This is a genomic window from Rhizobium herbae (assembly GCF_017873135.1).
In the GTDB taxonomy this organism is placed as follows: Bacteria; Pseudomonadota; Alphaproteobacteria; order Rhizobiales; family Rhizobiaceae; genus Pararhizobium; species Pararhizobium herbae.
This window is the reverse complement of record NZ_JAGGJV010000006.1, coordinates 461281-480585: the sequence shown is the minus strand read 5'-3', so window position 1 is coordinate 480585 and position 19305 is coordinate 461281. Positions and strand designations below refer to the sequence as shown.

Annotated in this window: 17 protein-coding genes; 7 read left to right on the top strand and 10 right to left on the bottom strand. The window is 61.0% G+C overall.

The genetic code is table 11. The features are described 5' to 3' along the window. Nucleotides 1-101: 101 nt before the first annotated feature. Genes J2Z75_RS18830 through J2Z75_RS18820 form a run of 3 tightly spaced genes read left to right on the top strand, consistent with a single transcriptional unit; the run spans nt 102 to nt 3550 of the window. Nucleotides 102-1052, top strand: coding sequence for an ABC transporter permease (locus J2Z75_RS18830; RefSeq protein ID WP_209854278.1), 951 nt, complete (start codon nt 102-104; stop codon nt 1050-1052). A gap of 2 nt (nt 1053-1054) precedes the next feature. Further along, a complete protein-coding gene (locus tag J2Z75_RS18825) occupies nt 1055-1897 on the top strand; it encodes an ABC transporter permease (protein WP_209854277.1) in 843 nt (280 codons plus the stop codon). Continuing rightward, on the top strand, nt 1898-3550 hold the full coding sequence (locus tag J2Z75_RS18820; RefSeq protein ID WP_209854276.1) for an ABC transporter ATP-binding protein: 1653 nt from the start codon (nt 1898-1900) through the stop codon (nt 3548-3550). 132 nt (nt 3551-3682) lie between these two features. On the opposite strand, the gene J2Z75_RS18815 is transcribed toward J2Z75_RS18820, so the two are convergent. Continuing rightward, complete coding sequence (locus J2Z75_RS18815) at nt 3683-4159, bottom strand: Lrp/AsnC family transcriptional regulator (RefSeq protein ID WP_209854275.1); 477 nt, start codon at nt 4157-4159, stop codon at nt 3683-3685. A gap of 234 nt (nt 4160-4393) precedes the next feature. Here J2Z75_RS18815 and J2Z75_RS18810 point away from each other — a divergent pair, with 234 nt between their 5' ends. After that, complete coding sequence (locus J2Z75_RS18810) at nt 4394-5719, top strand: NAD(P)/FAD-dependent oxidoreductase (protein WP_209854274.1); 1326 nt, start codon at nt 4394-4396, stop codon at nt 5717-5719. Between the two features lie 61 nt (nt 5720-5780). Continuing rightward, nucleotides 5781-6686 (top strand): LysR family transcriptional regulator, encoded by a 906-nt coding sequence (locus J2Z75_RS18805; RefSeq protein WP_209854273.1) that lies wholly within the window; start codon nt 5781-5783, stop codon nt 6684-6686. Nucleotides 6687-6703: 17 nt separating this feature from the next. Here J2Z75_RS18805 and J2Z75_RS18800 read toward each other — a convergent pair whose 3' ends face one another. The 4 genes from J2Z75_RS18800 to J2Z75_RS18785 are packed head-to-tail and all read right to left on the bottom strand — an operon-like array spanning nt 6704 to nt 12477. Continuing rightward, nucleotides 6704-8080 (bottom strand): FAD/NAD(P)-dependent oxidoreductase, encoded by a 1377-nt coding sequence (locus J2Z75_RS18800; protein WP_209854272.1) that lies wholly within the window; start codon nt 8078-8080, stop codon nt 6704-6706. Next, entirely contained in the window at nt 8077-8400 is a 324-nt protein-coding gene (locus J2Z75_RS18795) for a (2Fe-2S)-binding protein (protein WP_209854271.1), read from the bottom strand. Before J2Z75_RS18795 ends, J2Z75_RS18800 begins: the two co-directional genes overlap by 4 nt. Continuing rightward, a complete protein-coding gene (locus J2Z75_RS18790; protein WP_209854270.1) occupies nt 8397-10385 on the bottom strand; it encodes a hydantoinase B/oxoprolinase family protein in 1989 nt (662 codons plus the stop codon). The genes J2Z75_RS18795 and J2Z75_RS18790 overlap by 4 nt, the downstream gene beginning before the upstream one ends. Before the next feature lie 4 nt (nt 10386-10389). Next, entirely contained in the window at nt 10390-12477 is a 2088-nt protein-coding gene (locus J2Z75_RS18785) for a hydantoinase/oxoprolinase family protein (protein WP_209854269.1), read from the bottom strand. Nucleotides 12478-12687: 210 nt separating this feature from the next. Here J2Z75_RS18785 and J2Z75_RS18780 point away from each other — a divergent pair, with 210 nt between their 5' ends. Then, nucleotides 12688-13806, top strand: a complete 1119-nt coding sequence (locus J2Z75_RS18780) for an NAD(P)/FAD-dependent oxidoreductase (protein WP_209854268.1) — start codon at nt 12688-12690, stop codon at nt 13804-13806. Between the two features lie 184 nt (nt 13807-13990). On the opposite strand, the gene J2Z75_RS18775 is transcribed toward J2Z75_RS18780, so the two are convergent. The 5 genes from J2Z75_RS18775 to J2Z75_RS18755 all read right to left on the bottom strand — a co-directional run bounded on the left by J2Z75_RS18775 (nt 13991) and on the right by J2Z75_RS18755 (nt 17711). Further along, nucleotides 13991-14752, bottom strand: a complete 762-nt coding sequence (locus tag J2Z75_RS18775; protein ID WP_209854267.1) for a metallophosphoesterase — start codon at nt 14750-14752, stop codon at nt 13991-13993. 431 nt (nt 14753-15183) lie between these two features. Beyond that, on the bottom strand, nt 15184-16437 hold the full coding sequence (locus J2Z75_RS18770; protein WP_209854336.1) for an MFS transporter: 1254 nt from the start codon (nt 16435-16437) through the stop codon (nt 15184-15186). Nucleotides 16438-16557: 120 nt separating this feature from the next. Further along, nucleotides 16558-16977 carry a hypothetical protein gene (locus tag J2Z75_RS18765; protein ID WP_209854266.1) on the bottom strand — a complete coding sequence of 140 codons (420 nt, stop codon included), beginning with the start codon at nt 16975-16977 and terminating at the stop codon, nt 16558-16560. A gap of 33 nt (nt 16978-17010) precedes the next feature. Then, a complete protein-coding gene (locus J2Z75_RS18760; RefSeq protein ID WP_209854265.1) occupies nt 17011-17277 on the bottom strand; it encodes a hypothetical protein in 267 nt (88 codons plus the stop codon). Between the two features lie 8 nt (nt 17278-17285). Next, on the bottom strand, nt 17286-17711 hold the full coding sequence (locus tag J2Z75_RS18755; protein ID WP_209854264.1) for a hypothetical protein: 426 nt from the start codon (nt 17709-17711) through the stop codon (nt 17286-17288). A 28-nt stretch (nt 17712-17739) separates the two neighbouring features. Between J2Z75_RS18755 and J2Z75_RS18750 the strand changes: the two genes are divergently transcribed. After that, on the top strand, nt 17740-19266 hold the full coding sequence (locus tag J2Z75_RS18750) for a winged helix-turn-helix domain-containing tetratricopeptide repeat protein (protein WP_209854263.1): 1527 nt from the start codon (nt 17740-17742) through the stop codon (nt 19264-19266). The last annotated feature ends 39 nt before the right edge of the window (nt 19267-19305 follow it).

The following is a 19305-nucleotide window of genomic DNA, read 5'->3' as shown; positions in this document are numbered from 1 at the left end:
CCGCGGCCGCCCGGAGCTTGTTCGGCGAATGACGCGCATCGGACTATCGCCCCGCGGCGTTGTCCGCCATTGTAAAACATTGTCCAGCAGGGAGCCTCTTCTTGAGCACGTATGTACTCAATCTTATCGCGGTTCGGCTGCTGATCGCGGCCTTGACACTCCTAATCGTGTCCTTCGCGGTGTTTTTCGCGACGGCGATGCTGCCGGGCGATACTGCGACCATCCTGCTCGGCCAGGCCGCAACACCGGAAGCCGTCGCCGGTCTCCGTACCGCCATGCACCTCGATGATCCGGCATACCTACGCTTCCTGCGGTGGCTTGGTGGGTTCTTAAGTGGCGATCTCGGAACGTCCTACGTCAACAATGTCGCAGTTGCGGACCTGATTGGCGGCCGCTTCATCAATACGATGAGACTTGCCGGCATCACCACCTTGTTCTCCGTGCCGCTTGCACTGACGCTTGGCATCACTGCAGCGATGTTTCGTGGTTCGCTCTACGACCGCGCGGTGACCATCCTTACCATCGGCGTCATCTCGATTCCGGAGTTCATGGTCGCAACCTCGGCTGTCCTGGTGTTTTCTGTCTACCTCAAATGGCTGCCTGCGCTTTCCTTTGCCAACGATGTCACCTCCGTCTGGCAGATGCTCCAGGTCTACGCCATGCCGGTGATCAGCCTGACGTTCGTTGTCGCGGCACAGATGATCCGCATGACCCGCGCCGCCGTCATCGACACCATCAACACACCCTATGTCGAGACAGCGCTTTTGAAGGGAGCTTCCCGCCCCCGCATGGTGCTGCGTCACGCCTTGCCAAACGCCGTCGGCCCGATCGTCAATGCGGTAGCGCTGTCCCTGTCATATTTGGTCGGCGGCGTGATCATCGTCGAAACTATCTTCAATTACCCCGGCATTGCCAAGCTGATGGTCGACGGGGTGGCAACCCGCGACCTGCCACTCATCCAGTCCTGCGCCATGATCTTCTGCATCGGCTATCTCAGCCTGATCACACTCGCAGACATCATTGCCATTCTTGCCAACCCGAGGCTGCGTTGATCATGACCCAATCCGCCACCCTTTCGCAAAAATTCGGCTACCGCTTCAGCTGGGTCGGCATGATCGGCCTGTCGATCATGCTTTTTTGGGGGATCATTGCGCTGATTGCGCCACATATCATTCCTCACCCGGTCGGCGAGATCGTCGACGAGGACTATTTCGGCGCGATCAGCAGCCGGTTCTGGCTCGGCTCGGACTATCTCGGCCGCGACATGCTTTCCCGGATTCTCATGGGCGCTCGCTACACCGTGGGCATCTCGCTCGCCGCCGTCTCTATCGCATGCTTCTGCGGCGTCGTCCTCGGCATGACGGCGGCAGTTGTCGGTGGATGGTTGGATGCGGCTTTAAGCCGTTTTCTCGATGCCATGAACTCCATACCCGGAAAGCTTTCCGGTCTGGTCGTGGTCGCCGCGGTCGGCTCGTCCATCACCGTGTTGATCGTCACGCTCGCCGTCATCTACACGCCGGGTGCCTATCGTTTTGCCCGGGCGCTGGCCGTGAACATCAACACCATGGACTACATCACGGTGGCGCGCACACGCGGTGAAGGCATTTTCTACATCATTCGCTCCGAAATCCTGCCGAACATCACAGGCCCGGTGCTTGCCGATCTCGGCCTGCGCTTTGTCTTCATCGTCCTGCTGTTGTCCGGCCTTTCCTTCCTGGGGCTTGGTGTGCAGCCGCCTTATGCAGATTGGGGCGCGCTGGTGCATGAAAACGTCGGTGGGCTGCCGTTCGGCGCCCCCGCCGTCATCGTCCCCTCGCTGGCGATCGCAAGCCTGACCATCAGCGTGAACCTCCTGATCGACAACCTGCCGCAAAAAATCCGAGATCGGAACGCCTGAATGGAAAACCTCGTCGAAGTCCGCGATCTGAAAGTTGAGGCCACCACCGACAGCGGCCGCCGCGTCGAAATCATCAAGGGCGTGAGCCTGGATATCGCGCCTGGAGAAATTGTGGCCCTCATTGGCGAGAGCGGATCTGGAAAAACCACCATCGCTCTGACGCTCATGGGCTACACCCGTTCCGGCTGCAGCATTTCGGGCGGCACTGTCCGGATCGCCGGCAAGGACATGGTGACGCTGAGCGAACGTGAACGCGCCGGAATCCGCGGCACCGAGGTCGCCTATGTCCCCCAATCCGCTGCGGCGGCATTTAACCCGGCCCAGCGTATCATCGAACAGGTAGTCGAAGTCACCCGGATCCATCGGCTGATGCCGGCTGAAGAGGCACGGCAGAAGGCGGTCGAACTATTCCGTGCCCTCTCGCTGCCCAATCCCGAGACGATCGGCGGCCGCTATCCCCACCAGGTTTCCGGCGGCCAGTTGCAACGCCTTTCGGCCGCCATGGCACTCATCGGCGATCCGAGGCTTGTCATCTTCGATGAACCGACGACCGCTCTTGACGTCACGACCCAGATCGAGGTCCTGCGCGCCTTCAAGTCGGTGATGAAGAAGGGAGGCATTTCCGGCGTCTACGTGTCGCACGATCTGGCCGTGGTCGCCCAGATCGCTGATCGCATTGTGGTCTTGCGCAACGGTGAAGTACAGGAAGTGGGCGCCACGGCTGACATTCTGACCCGTGCCCAGCATCCCTACACGCGCGAACTCCTGGCCGCGTTCGAACCCAAGCCGCGAGGCGAAGAGACCGTGGTGGAAGAGAGAAAAGTCCTTCTAGAAATTAAGGGGCTATCCGCCGGCTACGGCCCGATCCAGGCGGACGGACAACCTCTGGTTCGCGCGGTTCAGGATGTAAGTCTAACTGTGGAAAAAGGGCGCAATCTCGGGATCATCGGTGAATCCGGTTGCGGCAAATCCACGTTGGCTCGTGCCATTGCAGGCATTCTGCCCGCATCCTCGGGGACAATCCTCTTCGATAAATCCGAACTTGAAGGCTCGGTCCGGCAGCGCAGCCGCGATCACTTGCGCGAAATGCAGATTGTCTTCCAGTACGCCGATACGGCGCTCAACCCGGCAAAATCGATCGAGGAGATTCTCGGCCGGCCGCTGATGTTCTACCACGGAATGAAGGGCAAGCAGCGGGACAGCCGCATCGATCAGTTGCTCGACATGGTACACCTGCCCAAGACGCTCCGCCACCGGCGACCACAGGAGCTTTCAGGTGGCCAGAAGCAACGCGTCAACTTTGCGCGCGCGCTTGCCGCCGAGCCGAAGCTCATCATTTGCGATGAAGTCACGTCGGCTCTGGATACCGTTGTCGCAGCGGCCATCATCGAACTCCTGAAGGAGCTGCAGCGTGAACTTTCGCTGTCCTACATCTTTATCAGCCATGATCTTTCGGTGGTCGAGGCAATCTGCGACGAGATTGTCGTTATGTATGGCGGCCGCAAAGTTGAGGAGATCACGCCTGCCGTGCTCAAGGCACCGCAGCATCCCTATTCGAAGCTGCTCTTCTCTTCCGTTCCGAGGCTTGATCCGAGTTGGCTGGACACTCTCGAACTTGATCCTGAGCTGGTCACGACGTACGGCCATCGCTGACGACGGGCTTCGTCGTACACCTTACCGCCAACCTAGAGTGGGTGTCTTGACCAATGGAGTGGCATCGCTCTGCGCCATCCTCATGCAACGGCGTGCTGAGCCAGCAGAATGGACTGTAAAGGAAATGAAGCTCTAAAGTGGAAACAGACTGGTCAACGGCATATGAGTTTTCACGATTGGTGATTTCAGCACGACGAAGCTGAAATACTTGTCGATGCCGATATCCATATCGGTCAACCGTTCCATTATCCCCTGATATTCGCCAATACCGGCCGTGACAAACTTGATGAGATAGTCGTAGCCCCCCGACACCAGATGGCATTCAATCACTTGATCGATCTTCCCCACGACAGCCAAGAAACGGGCGAAATCGATCTGCCGGTGATTCTTTAGTGTGACCTCAGTAAAGACGGTCAGTGTCTGCCCGAGCTTGCTGACATTGATTTGTGCGGAATAGCCCTCGATGAAGCCTTCCTGCTGGAGCTTCTTGACACGCATCAGGCAAGGACTGGGAGACAGGTTCACCAACTCGGCCAACTCGACATTCGTGATGCGGCCATTCTTCTGCAGCTCATGGAGAATCTTGATGTCTATCCGGTCCAGTTTCATCCATTTATCTCCCCGATAAGCGCCGAAAATTGGCGGAATTTTATGCTGCAGATTTCCTCAATCGAGCTTAACACCATGGCAGAACGTGTCTATTCCATTCTGCGCAGATGAGCCCGGCACGATCATCCGCATTGATATGTCGTCACGGAATCTTCTGCTGCACAACTGGTATGTGCGGCACCCTTGGTGCGGACGAGCCGTTATGCTGGTTGCGCGACAAGGAGACCGATACCCATGCCAGCACCGCTCACGCTTGTGGAAAGCCCAGACGAACTCCCCCGCTCGGCCGATGCTGTCATCATCGGGGCCGGTATCGTCGGGGTATTTACCGCCTATTATCTCGCCAAACGGGGCCTGAAAGTTGTTTTGCTGGAGAAGGGCCGCGTCGGCGCCGAACAATCGAGCCGCAATTGGGGCTGGTGCCGTCAACAAAACCGCGACGCCCGTGAACTGCCAATGGCGACGAAGAGCCTCTATCTGTGGGAACAGTTCGCGAAAGAGAGCGGGGAGGACACCGGCTTCCGCCGCTGCGGGCTTCTCTATCTAAGCAATAGCGAGGAAGAACTGGCCAATTGGGCGCGATGGCGGGATTTCGCCCGAACCGTCGGCGTGACGACCCAGATGCTGGATGGCGAAGCCGCTGGTGAATACGGTAAGGCGACCGGCCGCACTTGGAAGGGTGGTGTGTTCTCGCCGAGCGACGGCACAGCCGACCCGTCCCGCGCCGCGCCAGCCGTCGCGCGCGCGATCCTCAAGGTCGGCGGGACAGTGCTTCAAAACTGCGCTGCACGCGGCATCGAGACGGAGGGCGGGCGGCTTTCCGCCGTGGTCACCGAGCATGGTACGATCTGCACCGGCACGGCAGTCCTATCCGGCGGCGCCTGGGCTTCTTCTTTCTGCCGGCAGCTCGGCATCCGGTTTCCCCAGGCGTCCATCCGATCGTCAATCCTCTCTGTGGCTCCGGGGGAAGGTGTGCTTCCAGATGCCCTGCACACAGCCCGTGTCTCTGTGACACGCCGCGGCGACGGTGGATATACGCTCGCGATCAGCGGCCGTGGCCGAGTGGATCCAACCGCCCAGCAGATCCGCTTTGCTGCTCAATTCCTACCGATGTTCCTGCGCCGCTGGCGCTCTCTCTCGCCGGGCGGCCTTGAAGGCGTGCGCAGCGGCCACGAAAGCCTCTCGCGCTGGCGGCTTGATCGTCCGACCCCGATGGAACACATGCGGATCCTCGATCCGGCCGTCAATGGCGGCACGATCCGTCTGACCTATGAGCGCGCCACAGAACTGCTGCCGGCCCTGAAGGGACGCCGCATCGCAGCAAGCTGGGCCGGCTATATCGACTCCACCCCTGACGGTGTGCCCGCTATCGGGGAGACGCCATCCATTCCCGGCTTCATCCTGGCCGCTGGATTCAGCGGCCACGGCTTTGGCATCGGCCCCGGCGCAGGCCATCTGATCGCCGACATCGTTGCGGGATCGGACCCGCTGGTTGATCCGCGCCCGTATCATCCCAACCGCTTCTCGCAAACCGCATGGGGCAAAGTGGCGGACTTTTGAAACACAGCATTTGGCGCTAGGCTGCCCTGCGTTTAGTCCGCCGGACAAACAGGAGATCTCGATGCAAGCCCGACAGCTCGAAGTCTTCTGCATGGTCATGCGTTGTGGAACGGTGACGGGCGCCGCGCAGATGCTCAACATCTCGCAACCGGCTCTGAGCCAGATCCTCATGCACACCGAGGATCAACTTGGGTTCAAACTGTTTACCCGTTTAAAGGGGAAACTGGTTCCGACGCAGGAGGCAGAAGAACTCTATCCCGAAGCCGAACGCATATTTGCCGAGATCGGCGCACTGCGACGGCGAACGACTGACATGCGCTTCGGCCGCACCGGCCTGATCCGGATCGCTGCCTCCGCACCGCCGGCAATGGCGATCGTGCCAAAAGCGTTTTCAGCCTTCCGCGATGTCCATCCCGAGGTTGTCGTGCGCTCGCTGATCGCCCCGCTGGACAATGTCGTCGAGATGGTGCGAAGCGGCGACGCCCCCATCGGCATCGTGATGAACAATACTCCTCGACACGGAATTCAGGTGGAAACGCTCGGCAATACCGAACTGATTTGCATTTTGCCCGAGGGGCATCGCCTGGCCGGCAAGGACACAATCGGCTTTGCCGACATCCGGAACGAACCGCTGATTTCCTACCGCATCGATACGCTTCCCGGACAGCTACTCGCAAGCGCCGCAGAGGCGGAAAACAGTGCGTTCAACCCGGCCATCGAGATCGACATATCCATCACTGCGCTGCCTTTCGTGCGCGATGGCTTCGGCGTCGCAATCGTCGACGGTCTCTTGCCCTGGGAACAGTTTCCGGGTCTCGTCCGACGCCCCTTTCTGCCCCGGCTGACGGTCCCGGTAGCCCTTCTCACCAGCAAGGACCGGCCGCTCACACCCAATCACGCCATCATGCGAGACTGTCTGCGCAGTGCCTGCCTGAAGGTTTTGCAGGCGAGCAGCGCGACCCAATAGAGTATCCTGTCGTTGGTTCATTCCCCCCGTCCGTCACCAATCCAAGCCCCAATCGGAACAGGACGCACAGGGGCCTGTTCACGAAGACGCCCGGCGTTGCAAACCGAAATGCCGGCCTGCGCGGCAATCAGTTCGGCACCGGCCAATTGACAATAGCGGCCCTGGCAGCGGCCCATGCCAATGCGGGCAAGCGATTTCACCCGGTTGGCCTCTGCACCATTTCTCGTGGCTGTGTGGCGCACCTCCCCGGCCGTCGTGCCCTCGCAGCGGCAGACAATCGTTTCGTCAGGGATAGTGCGGACCATGGCAGCCGGCCAGGGAAATGCCCGGGCCAGCGCTCGGGCAAAGCGTTCGTAGCGGGCTAGCCGACGCAGGTCGGATGCGAGATCGGGTGCCGGCAGGCCCATGTCGGAGAGACAGGCGGCGGCCACCAACCGTCCAGACATTTCCGCACCATCCGCCCCCAGGATCCGCACACCATCACCGGCAAGGTAAAGCCCGTCCGCCGCGCGGCCCAGGCTGTCTGTTCGCGGCAGCCATTGCGCCCAGACATCGTCGTAGTCGAAGGTGCATCCGGCAAGCCCGGCAAGCTGCGTCTCGGCACGCAGGTGCCAGCCGAGGCCGACCATGTCGCAGGCGGTGACGCTGGACCTTCCCTGCGCATCTCGCCAGCGGATGCCCACCGGTCCACGTTTGTCGCAATCGATGCCATCCAAAGTGACCCCGGCATGGTAACGCCTGCCGAGCCGCAGGCGCATCTGTAAACCTTTGACAACCAGCGAGGGTCGCGCCAGCATGCCCGGCAAGGCTGCAACCTGTGCAGACAGCGGCGCAGTGTCGAGCACGGCCGTGACATCGGCACCCGCCTTCAGCAGTTGAAAGGCGACCAGCGTCAGAAGCGGTCCGGAACCGGCAAGCACGATTTTGCGTCCCAGCGCCACACCCTGCGTTTTCAAAGCAATCTGCGCTGCGCCCAGGCTGTAGACACCGGCTAACTGCCAGCCTGGCACCGGTGCGAGACGGTCTGTGGCACCTGTCGCCAGGATCATGCGCGAATAGGGGAAGGTCCAGCGACCGGCAGGCGTCAGGGCATGAAGTACACCGTCGGCTACGGCAACGGCAGAGCTCAATGGATGGTAGTCAACCCGTCCGTCGGCCACCATGGCATCGAACAACATATGCAAGGCCTGCGCCTTGCTGGCGTCCGTGCCATAGAGCGTTTGCGGCGTCCGCGTGAAACCAGGCGGTGGACGGCGGTAGATCTGTCCACCGGCCCTCTGTCCTTCATCAATTACGACCGGCCTTATGCCCGCTGCAACAAGCAATTCCGCGGCCCGGATGCCGGCGGGTCCGGCGCCAACGATCACCACGGCTGGTGCCGGCGGCACGGTCATGGCCAGCACTCCGGCGCCTCGGTCGCCAGCCGCATTCCCTCGGCGATCGGTGTGGAGCAGGCCCGGAGCCGCGTGCCCTCCTCCTGCCAGATCCAGCAGTCCTGGCAGGCGCCCATCAGGCAGAAGCCGGCCCGCGCCTCCGGCCCGAACTCCGAGCGCCGGAGCGCCGGAGCGCAAGCCAGAATGGCGGTCAGCACCGTATCGCCGGCCAATGTCTCGCATGCCACACCATTGAGGAAGAACCGAACGCGAGGTCGGTCAATCTCCGCAAGGCGGACAATCCGCCCATCGCCGAAATGCTGTTGCGTTTCCAGTTTCATTCGGCGGCCATCCTGGTGACGGGTTTTGGCTCGGGCATTTCCTGAAAGCGTGCCCTTGTTTCCGCAAAGGCAGCTGCGACGCCGTCATGCCCGACCCTGTCCTTCATGCGACGGAATATCTCGGTCTTGGCAAAGAAGCGCCAATGGATCGGCAGACCCGCAAGGATTTCCGTCAGCAGCGCATAGGCGGCGGGCGTCCATTGCGCCTCGTAACCCTCGCGTTCAGGCCCGAAATGGAAATGTGCGACAGGGACCGGCGCCAAGGAGCGCAGCCGGGCCGTCGCGGCCTCGTCAACGACGCCTTGACGGATCACGACCCCGTAGTCCTGCTCGGAAGCCTCTACCGAAACGTAGCCGCGCTGCACGTCCCGTGCGACGCGCCAGGTCTCGCGCTCGAGCGGATTGCCGCGCCCGCCGCCACCGGCCGACCGGATCTCCAGCACATCGCCCGGCTGCAGCACCGCCGTGTCGATATTGCCGAGCCGAAGATAGCGATCCGTTCCAGGGTTCAGCACCATGTCCGAAAGGCCCGCGGCCCGTCCGCCGAGCACACCCCATGGGCGAAAGAAACTGCGGTCGCGATTGCGTGCGGTGATCCGGCTGCCCGGCGCAAAAACTTTGAAGGCCATTTCGGTGGCAAGACCGCCACGCCAGCGCCCGGCCCCGCCGCTGTCGCGCGCCAGACCATAACGCAGGAACTCGATTGGAACCTCCGTCTCGGTGATCTCGATCGGCGTGTTCTTGAGATAGGCGGCATCCGCGCCCGAACCATTCGTGCCGTCGCGATGCGGCATGCCGCCACCGCCACCGACCACCGGATTGACCGCCGCCAGCACTGTGCGCCCCGTCCTCTCGTCCGTGGTCATCACGTTGACGATGCAATTGTTGCCGGCGGGTGCCGCCGGCAGCCGCTGCGGCACGGCCTGGCTGAAAGCGCCGAAGATGACGGACCTGAGCCGCGCACAGGTGAGCGACCGCATGCCGACCGCGGCTGGCTGCACCGGATTGAGCACGCTGCCCTCAGGCGCGATGCAGGTGAAGGGGCGAGTGAGTCCGGTATTCAGGAGAATGTTCGGGTTCAGCGTGTAGAGGACGTAGTAGACGCCGACCAACAAGATCGTATGGCGCGGATCACCACCCGAGGGCACGTTGAGCGAAGAGCCGAGCTGCGGATCGGAACCGGTGAAGTCGAGTACCGCCTCACCTCCCCGGATTGTCAGGGTCAGCTTCAAGCGGCAGGGATTGGCTTCGACCGAATCTTCATCGGCATAGTCGACAAATTCCCAGGTTCCGTCCGGCATCGACCGCAGGATGGAACGCGCCTGCGCCTCGGCATGATCCAGAAGCGCCTCGGCGCCTTCGAGAAAGGCCTGCTTTCCGAACTTCTGCACCATCGCGAGGATCTTGCGTTCGCCGGTATTGAGTGCGCCGACCAGCGCTTTGATGTCGCCGACATTGAGATCCGGCTTGCGCACATTGGTCGTCATGATGCTCAGGATGGTTTCGTCGAACACCCCTTCCCGCACCAGCTTCATCGGCGGAAAGCGGATACCCTCCTGATGGATCTCCGTCAGTGCCCGCGACAGCGAGGCCGGAACAGCGCCACCCATATCGGTATTGTGAATATGTCCGCCGGTCCAGGCAATGAGTTCGCCATCATGGAAGACGGGCTTCCACAGATGGGTGTCCGGCGCATGTGTTGCGACATGGCCAGAATAGGGATCGTTGGTAAAGGCGACGTCGCCCGGCCTGTAGTCCCCGACCATGTCGATGACCCGGCCCCAGGTGAGCCCTGGATACCAGGTGGCGCCTAGCCCCATCGGCACCCCGAAGGTCTCGCCCTTGCGGTTCATCAGCATGACGGTGAAGTCCTCCGTTTCCTTGACGAAGGCCGAGTGCGCCGTGCGCTGCAGCGTATAGGCCATGTTCTCGGCCGCCGCCCGAACATGGTTTGCGAAGACACGCAGGTTGGTCTGGTCGAACATGGCGTTACTCCGCAAAAGAGAGGTGAATGTTCAAGTGGCAGTCGACGCGCGCGTCAGTACCGGCGGGAATGGCAAAGGTCGTATCGTCCTGTGCCACCACTGCGGGGCCTCTGAAGTGTTCTCCGGGATTGAGCGCGCCGCGACGGAAAAGGCCGATCTCCTCAACCGCATTGCCGATAAAGACCGGGATCAAACGTTCGGGGGAGGCAAGGCTCGCCACCTCATTCGCCGCCACCGGAAATTCGAGGACAGGACCGGCACCAATCGCCGAAAGCCGCAGGTTGACGAGTTCAACCTCGCCATCCGGATCAGAAAAATCGTAGAGGTGCGCATGCATGGCATGGAATGCCGTCTCCATGGCCGCACGGTCGCCGTCTTGGATCCAGGCCGGCTCGATCGGCACTTCGATCTCGAAACTCTGTCCAAAATAGCGCATATCGGCTGAGATCCTCAGGTCTGCCGGACCCTCGTGCCCCTGTGCGGCAAGCCAGTTCTGGCCCTCTGCGACAAGCGCGTCGAGGGCTTCCAGCAACACGGATGGTGCCGTTTCTGCGAGACGGACAAAGACCGTGCGGATGAAGTCACCGCGCAGATCAGCGACCAGTCCGCCTAGCGCCGAGACGACGCCTGGCCGGGGCGGCGCGATAACCTTCGCCATGCCAAATTCGCGCGCAAGGAACGCGCCCAGCATCGGGCCACCGCCACCAAAGGGCATCAGCGTGAAGTCCCGGAGGTCGACGCCCGAACGTGAGGCAAGTTTTTCGACTTCAACGAACATTTCCGAAATCGCAACGTCGAGGATTGCCTGGGCGGTTGCTTCCGTCAGCCGGCCGATCCGGGCGGCAAGTCGCGCAACCGCAGTGCGGGCCAGATCCACATCGATCTTCAACTGACCGTAGGCCATCTCGCTGTGACCGAGCCAACCACAGACCGCCATGGCATCCGTCACCGTCGGTTCTACGCCGCCACGGCCATAGCAGGCCGGACCAGGGACCGAACCCGCCGATTCCGGACCGACACGCAGCACGCCGTGCTGATCGACGCTTGCGATCGAGCCACCGCCGATCCCGATCGAACTGACGGACACAGACGGAATGTGCAGTGGGAATTCGCCGATCAACTCGCCGGTGCCGAATTTCGGCTCGCCGTTGATGATCAGCGCGAAGTCTGCAGACGTGCCGCCGATGTCGAGGGTCAGCACCTGCCGTTCGCCGGCGCGCCTGGCAAGCCACGCGGCACCGATCACGCCCGAGGCCGTTCCAGAAAGCAGCATCTGCACGCAGGACCGCTTGCCCTCGGCCGCATTCATCAGCCCGCCGTTCGACTTGGTGAGAAGGGCCGGAGCCGTGACACCGCGCGACTTTAGCCTGTCCTCGAGAGCGGTGAGATATCCGGAGATCCGAGGATGAACATAACCATTCAGGATCGTCGTCGTGGTCCGCTCATATTCGCGGATGACTGGCCAGACCTCCGACGACGTGAAGACGAACAGATCCGGCGCCAGCCGCTCGATCTCCTGCTTGACGGCCGTCTCATGGGCGGGGTTGCGCCAGGCATGCAGGAAGGAGACAATGATCCCGGCAGCACCACTCGCCTTTGCGGCGGTCACGGCCTCCGCGACAATGGCCATATCGGGCGCGCGGGCCTCGCTGCCGTCGGCCCGCAGACGCGCCGGAATGCCGAAGATCATGTCGCGCGCAATCAGCTGGTCAGGGCGTGCGCAAAACAGCGAATAGACATCAGGCATTCTCAGGCGCGCCAGCTCGATGACATCCTCGAACCCGGCATTGGTCAAAAGCGCAAGCGAAACGCCGCGTCGCTGGATGACAGTGTTGATGCCGACCGTCGTGCCATGCACGAAACGGCTGATCGTGGTCGGATCCAGACCCTCCCGTTCGGCAAGCAGGGTCAACCCGGTCATCAATTCCGCGCCGGGATCGTCGGGTGTCGTCAGGACCTTCAGAGAGGCGACGCGTCCAGACCGCGCTTCCAGCGCACAGAAATCGATGAAGGTGCCGCCAATATCGACCCCCACTTTCCAGTCCTCGCCACCAGCCCGTTCTGTCGGGGTTCCAGTTGTCGCGCTTGCCATGGCCATTCCTTTCGCTGATGTGGCGAAAACTTGCACGGCTTGGTCGTCACGGTCCAAGAGCGAAATGGGCGGCGGTCATAAGTCCCGCTTATACTCATCAGTACAACGTCCCATAGGCCGCACTTATGGGCGGCACACAATCCCGACTTTGACTTGCTGGTGCTCACCCGCCAACAGTCTGGGCAATGCGTCAAACCGGGGAGATACTGCGTGAACGTGATCGTGCTTGGCGGCGGGCTGATGGGCACGGCCTCGGCCTATTTTCTGGCCCGGCGTGGGCTGAAAGTCACGCTTATCGAGCGCAACCGCGTGGGCAGTGGTGCGACGGTGGCGTCCTTTGGCAATATCCGCCGGAGCGGCCGCTACCTACCTCAGCTTCCGCTGGCCTATCGCTCGCTTTGCCTCTGGCGGGAGGCCGAAGCGATGCTCGGCCAAGATGTCGAGTTTCGCCCGACCGGACACCTGCGCCTCGTGTTCGGTGAAACGGGGCTTGCCTCTATGCGCTCGTTCAGCGATGCGGCTAGACCCTGGGGACTGGTCCTCGAAGAACTGGATGTGCGTGACGTCCGCAGCCGTTTTCCAGGTGTCGGCCCAAGCGCTATCGGCGCCTCGTTCTCAGCCGAGGACGGCAGCGGCAATCCCCGCCTGATCTCACCAGCCTTTGCGACCGCCGCACGTCGTCTCGGCGCCGAAATTGTCGAGCAGGCCGAGGTCGGCGCAATCACGAACAGCGCCTCTGGCTTCCATGTGGCGACCACCAAGGGGCAATTCAGCGGGGAAGTTCTACTGAACACCGCTGGCGTCTGGGGTGCTCAGATCGCCGCCCGGTTCGGCGAAGCCGTGCCGATTGAGGCCCGCGGTCCGCAAATGGGCGTCACGGAACCGCTGCCACACCGCATCCTGCCGGTCCTCGGCGTATGGGGCGGCGATGGCACCGAGGGCTATCTCCGTCAGGTCGAGCGCGGCAACATCGTGTTCGGCGGCGGGGTCGAACGCACCCACGTCCCGCTCGACCCCGGCCATGCAAGGGCCGATCCGGCTAGCCTGTCGCAACAGCTTCGCATGCTGCTGCCGCTCCTACCCGCACTGGCAAAAGTCTCCGTCATTCGCACCTGGTCAGGCTGCGAGGGCTATGTGGCAGACGGCCTGCCAATTATGGGACCCTCTGCGACCACGCCCGGCCTCTTCCACGCCTTCGGTTTCTCGGGACACGGTTTCCAACTCGGCCCCGGCGTAGGCGACGTGATGGCCGAACTTATTGCACTTGGGCAGACTGAAACGCCACTCCACGATTTCCGCATCGAGCGCTTTTTACAGACCGCTTGCTAGTCTAGATGCGACGGAACTCTGAGGGGATACTGTGTGTCACGCACACGTGGAGGTCTGCCGCCTTGAACGGTTCGAACCGCCGGCACGCCTTTATGATCTAAATAGCCTTCCGACTTATCTGAGATTTTGTGGCGTAACGCCCCACTATGGAAACCATTGAAACTCGATCTCCTTCTCTTGTCGATCAGTCAGGCCGCCACTCGCCGACCTGGATGGCACCGGTCTCGGTGAGTTCGGTGCATACGAAATGTGAAAGCTCATCGCGCCTGATTACGGCGGCGCTCAGCCGGCCAGTTCGATATGCTCCGGTATCCAAAGCTATGCGATTCGCGTAGACTTCGGGCCGCAGCGACTTCGTGATCGTGTGACCGTGCAAAACGACGTGGCCAAAGACGTCCATGTGGTCGAGGAAGCCCGCCCTGATCCAGCGCAAGTCGTATTCGCTTTGATAAGCAAGCTGAACGCCGGGACGTATTCCAGCGTGAACAAAGCAAAAGCGCCCGATCTCCTTGAAGGTCAGCGCGTTCTCCAGCAAGTCCACATGGTGGGGGAAGACGCGGCGGATATCTGCGGCGATGTTCTCGAAATCAGGCACCGGGCGATTGGAATATGCGCTCACCGTTGCGACGCCTCCCCAGTCCATCCAGTTGACGGCGTCCTCATGGGTGAGAGCGCCACGAAGGAGCTCACGCAGGTAAAAATCATGGTTGCCAAGGATCAGCCGAGAACCCGGATAAAGGTCGAGTGTCGAACAGACCTGATCGAGCACCTTTGGACTGTAAGGGCCGCGGTCGATCAGATCGCCTAGGAAGATCACGACCGGCTTGGATTGATGATCACTCGAGGCAGCCGCGATGTATCCAAGCATGACCTCAAGAAGATCGGCGCGTCCATGGACGTCGGCAATGGCATAGATGTCGGACGGTAAGCTCTCGGTTGTAGTCACTATTTCTTCCTGCAAGCAAACATAGTGTGCGACGGTTTCCCTGGTGCTTGCAAGATATCGAGACTTGGAGCGGCGGGGACGGGACCAGGGCCAAGCCTTGGTGGTGGCAGCTCCTATAGGCCATGTCGGCCATGACGCGCCATCAAAAGTGAATGTTGGCGTGAAATTTCCGACCTGTCTTAGCCTGATTTGGAATGTCGTGACAGGATCACGTCACGCGCTAATGCGGCCTACGCCAGCGCTGGCTTATCTCACGTACGTTCCGCTTGTTCTGTCCGTCGCTGTGGCAGAGCCGAAGATAGTTTTTGCCCTGATCCGATCGCCACCAGGGCGTCTCTTCGCCCCACGAGAAGGCGCTCATCCCCTGATCTTTGGTTAGCGAGTTACGCGGTGAATCGAGAGCATTGTTGCGGGGCGAGAAATGCCCCTGTTCACGTCGCCATCGCTTGCTGCCTCCGACGCAGCCTGGGCCATAGGATCAACCAGCTCACCAAAGCAAGGTTGACGCAGTTCCAAAGGAAGCCATGCAGGAAGGCCAGGCGGTAGGAGCCGGTGGCATCGAAAATGTAACCAGCGGCTAAGCCCCCACAAGCCATGCCAAGTACGGTCGCCATCAACACCAGGCTAATCCTGATACCTGCCTCACGTGGCGGCAAATATTTACGAATAATCACGGCATACATCGGAACTATGCCGCCTTGGAATAGCCCGAACAGGCCGGAGATCACGTAGAGCGACGACTTGCTGTTGAAAAACAGATATAGCAGCAGCGCTGCTGCCTGCATTGAGGAACCGAGGATCAACATCGGGCCGGCACCGATCCGGTCGGCGACCGCCCCGGACGCCAATCGGCTGACCACACCCAGTCCAAGCATCAAGGCGATGATCTGCGTACCCACCGCCACACCGTAGCCGAGATCCCCGCAATAGGCGACGATATGGACCTGCGGCATTGACATTGCCATGCAGCACGCAAAGCCGGCGACGACGAGGACGACTTGCAACGCGTTCGGGCTTAGACCCAGTTCGTTGCGTGCTGCTTCGGTTACCGCCTCGGCTTGGACATAGGTGAGGGTCTGTAGGCGCCGCTTCAATAGCAGACCGATGGGCACCATCACCAGTGGGATGAAAATGCCGATTCCGACATGGGTCGCACGCCAGCCCTGGGTCGTCTGAAAATGCTCGATAGCCATCGGCCAAACCGCGCCGGAAAGATAGCTGCCCGAAGCCGCAAAGGCGACTGCGAGCGCCCGGTGCTTGCTAAACCAAAGAGAGAGGTCGGATATCAGCGGCGCGAAGCCGGCAGCTGACCCAAGGCCGATTACAGCTGAACAGGCGGCGAATTGCCAGATGTTGGTGGTAAGGGCGGCCATGATGTAGCCAATGCAAAGCAAGAACGCCCCGATCAGCACCGGCACAACGATGCCGACCCGATCGGCCAGACGACCCATCACCACCCCGCCAAAGGCAAAGCCAAGCATCGTGCAGGTATAAGGAAGCGAGGCTCCGCCACGCACCGTGTCGAACTCAACTTGCAGGGTTGGAAGAAGCACGACGACGGACCAATTGCCGACGCAGGCAACGGTGCCGAGAATGAGCGTGAGTACCAGCCGCCCCCAGGCATATCCAGAGTCGACGTCGCCAGAACCAGCCCCACCTGCCGCAGCCATCTTCTTTTCAAACATGGCCATGGCGTGAACTCCTCAGGGTCCGATTGTGAACTGAACGCTCTCAACTAATGCCAAGTGCATCCGTCTCGTATTACGAGCTTCGGTGCTTTGAATACCTGTTTGACGGCCCCTTCCTCAAGCCCCCGCCACCATCCCTTTCAACCGTGCCGCAATCGTCGCAATCTCCGGCGGCGAGACATCGAGCCGCTTCAGGTCTGCGTCGAGCAGTACCGGTATGCTCGCCCCTTCCGGCAGCGCCGCCAGCGCTATTCCGCGCTGCCCATCGAGCCAATAGGGCTCTTTCTTCCCGCCAAAGAACGACATCGCCAGCAACGGCTTGCCCTTGCGGTCGGCGCCATATTGGAACTGCACATACTTGCCCCCCAAGACCGGGCTGATTTGAGCCACTTTGACTTCCCGGAGATCCAGCGTGGTTTCCCGCCGCGCCAACCGGCGACTGCGATCACTCTTGGCGCCCCTCGCAAAGAGGCCAATTCCTGCTGCCGCGATCCCCAGCATGAAGGCACTGTCAACGAGCGTGCGGTTCCACAGCATGTCCAGTCCTAGCGACAACGCCGCTCGATTGGGCTACGATGCCGAACGCACCACATCGACCTCATAATCGCCCGTGTGGAAATTCACGAACATCAAGTCGATATCGTGCTCCACGCTCTTGCCTTCGATTTCATAGGCGACATGGGCCGAGCAATCGACGAACATCACCCGCCGCGCATGGCATTCTCCATCGGTGATCTTCGCGTCGGGTACCGTGACGGGATCGCTCGCCACCCGCCAGTCATTGACCACGCCCGGCGCCTGCCACACCCCAATGGACCCCGCCATCGCCAGCAGCATCAGCCCCGCTAGCCGAAGAGATTGGTTAGGAAGATCAGCGCACGGAAAAAACTTCCGTTGTTGAATAAAAAGGCACCAGGCAAACGGCAGCTTTCGGCAAACTCGAAAGCCATTGCAACGTCCGGAATGCGGGCGAAAAGGAGACCATCGGCTATTGCCGCCACATTCTGATCGCGCGACAACCCGTTTGTGTCGCTCATTAAGTCGGCCGAAATCATCGGCCAAGTCTCAACGGAGCTTCTTACGAACCCAGCGCAAGCCTCTTGGGTGTGTTCGCGTAAACCCTCACCGTCCTCCTGTGGTTTCTGGTTGTCGCTGAGGGTCCATACCGTGCCCTCCTCTTCCCGGTCGGCGCTCGAATGCATCAGCCGTTTTGCGGCAAATTGGTCTCTATAGCGCGTTGGGGATGCCTGCCCCATACGGCGCATATTCAAGTGTCTCGCCAGAGCATATAGTGACTGCATGGAGCGGACGGAGCATACATTCGGAACGTTCACGCTTGCGGCCGATCGCAGTATTCTGCTGCGCGGCAGCTCGGCGGCCGCTCTTGGCCAGAAGGGAACAGCGCTCCTCAAGGCACTGGTGGAGGCAAAGGGAGAGGTTGTCACCAAGGACGCGTTGATGGCCGCAGCTTGGGGCAACGCGACTGTTGAGGAGGGCAATCTCACTGTGCAGATCGCCGCCTTGCGCAAGGCCATCGTGGGCCTAGGGGCAGGCGGCGAGTTCATCATGACCGTGCCGCGCATCGGATACCGCCTTCTCTCCAGCCAAGAAATTTCCGGCGAGACGCATGCCGCAATCCCGCGTCTTGCCTTAGCATCGTTTCGGAACCTTAGCGCCGATCCAGAACAGGACTATTTTGCCGCGGGCATTTCTGCCGATATCATTGCCGGTCTCAGTCGCTTTCGTAGCTTTGCCGTGATTCGGCTGCCGCAATCGATCGATGTTTCGCCTGAGCCTGAGAAGGCAGCCGGTGCTGGCGATCTTGGCGTGCGGTACCTTCTGGGAGGCAGCATCCGCAAGGTTGGAAACCGCATTCGAATCATCGCCCAGCTTGTCGAAGTGCCGGAAGGCAGGCATCTTTGGGCGCAGACATATGACGGCATACTTGATGACATTTTCGATTTCCAGGACCGCATCACCGAAAATGTCGTTGGTGTGATCGAGCCCCACGTGCAGCAGGCAGAGATGGAGCGGGCAAGGCGGGAGCGCCCGGATAGCGTGGCAGCCTACGATATCTATCTCAGGGCTCTCGATGGAATCACCAGCGAAAGCGAGGCCGGCAACGCTGAGGCATATGCTTTGCTTCAGGAAGGGCTCGCCCATGAACCCGATAATGCTCTTCTTCTGTCCCATGCTGCCTGGGCGCTGGAACACAGAACGGCGATGGGATGGCCTGCGCTCGGCTCGGACGACCGCGAGATGTGCAATCTTTACGTGCGACGCGCTTTGGAGCATGCGCGTGGCGATGCCATGGTGATGGCACATTGCGGGATCGCGCTCTTGCAGACGACGCGGGAATATGACTGGGCGATACGTGTGCTGAATGCCGCGGTCGAGGCCAATCCGAACAACCTCATGGTCGTCGCCCGCGCAGGTGTCGGTCATCTGCATTGCGGCGATCTTCAGACCGCACTCAAGCTATTCCATCGCGCCAATTGCCTCAGCCCCGGAGAGAACGGCGCGCACCTACCGCTATGCGGCATTGCACATGTACATATCCAACTCGGTGAGGATGAGGAGGCGTTGCTGTGGGCCGGACGGGCGCTTGCCAGCAATCCGCGCTTTGACCCCATCTATTGGATGCTTGTGACCGCCAATGCCCGTCTGGGGCGGATGGACGAGGCCGCACGTTGTCTGGACGACTTGAGGCGGATTTCCCCGGGCGTCACGATCTCCCGCATCCGTGCCGGCCAGCCGGGAATGGACCCATCGCGGCTTGCACCGATCCTGGCGGCGCTAAAACTACTCGGCCTGCCGGAAGGCTGATTTGGAACTTTTTGGAAGCCTTTAAAGGACCAAAACGCC

Bases quoted from the DNA above. Each gene is read 5' to 3' on its own strand.
- J2Z75_RS18825 (WP_209854277.1), top strand. From the start codon at position 1,055: ATGACCCAATCCGCCACCCTTTCGCAAAAATTCGGCTACCGCTTCAGC.
- J2Z75_RS18820 (WP_209854276.1), top strand. From the start codon at position 1,898: ATGGAAAACCTCGTCGAAGTCCGCGATCTGAAAGTTGAGGCCACCACC.
- J2Z75_RS18815 (WP_209854275.1), bottom strand. From the start codon at position 4,159: ATGAAACTGGACCGGATAGACATCAAGATTCTCCATGAGCTGCAGAAG.
- J2Z75_RS18810 (WP_209854274.1), top strand. From the start codon at position 4,394: ATGCCAGCACCGCTCACGCTTGTGGAAAGCCCAGACGAACTCCCCCGC.
- J2Z75_RS18805 (WP_209854273.1), top strand. From the start codon at position 5,781: ATGCAAGCCCGACAGCTCGAAGTCTTCTGCATGGTCATGCGTTGTGGA.
- J2Z75_RS18800 (WP_209854272.1), bottom strand. From the start codon at position 8,080: ATGACCGTGCCGCCGGCACCAGCCGTGGTGATCGTTGGCGCCGGACCC.
- J2Z75_RS18795 (WP_209854271.1), bottom strand. From the start codon at position 8,400: ATGAAACTGGAAACGCAACAGCATTTCGGCGATGGGCGGATTGTCCGC.
- J2Z75_RS18790 (WP_209854270.1), bottom strand. From the start codon at position 10,385: ATGTTCGACCAGACCAACCTGCGTGTCTTCGCAAACCATGTTCGGGCG.
- J2Z75_RS18785 (WP_209854269.1), bottom strand. From the start codon at position 12,477: ATGGCAAGCGCGACAACTGGAACCCCGACAGAACGGGCTGGTGGCGAG.
- J2Z75_RS18770 (WP_209854336.1), bottom strand. From the start codon at position 16,437: ATGTTTGAAAAGAAGATGGCTGCGGCAGGTGGGGCTGGTTCTGGCGAC.
- J2Z75_RS18765 (WP_209854266.1), bottom strand. From the start codon at position 16,977: ATGCTGTGGAACCGCACGCTCGTTGACAGTGCCTTCATGCTGGGGATC.
- J2Z75_RS18760 (WP_209854265.1), bottom strand. From the start codon at position 17,277: ATGCTGCTGGCGATGGCGGGGTCCATTGGGGTGTGGCAGGCGCCGGGC.
- J2Z75_RS18750 (WP_209854263.1), top strand. From the start codon at position 17,740: ATGGAGCGGACGGAGCATACATTCGGAACGTTCACGCTTGCGGCCGAT.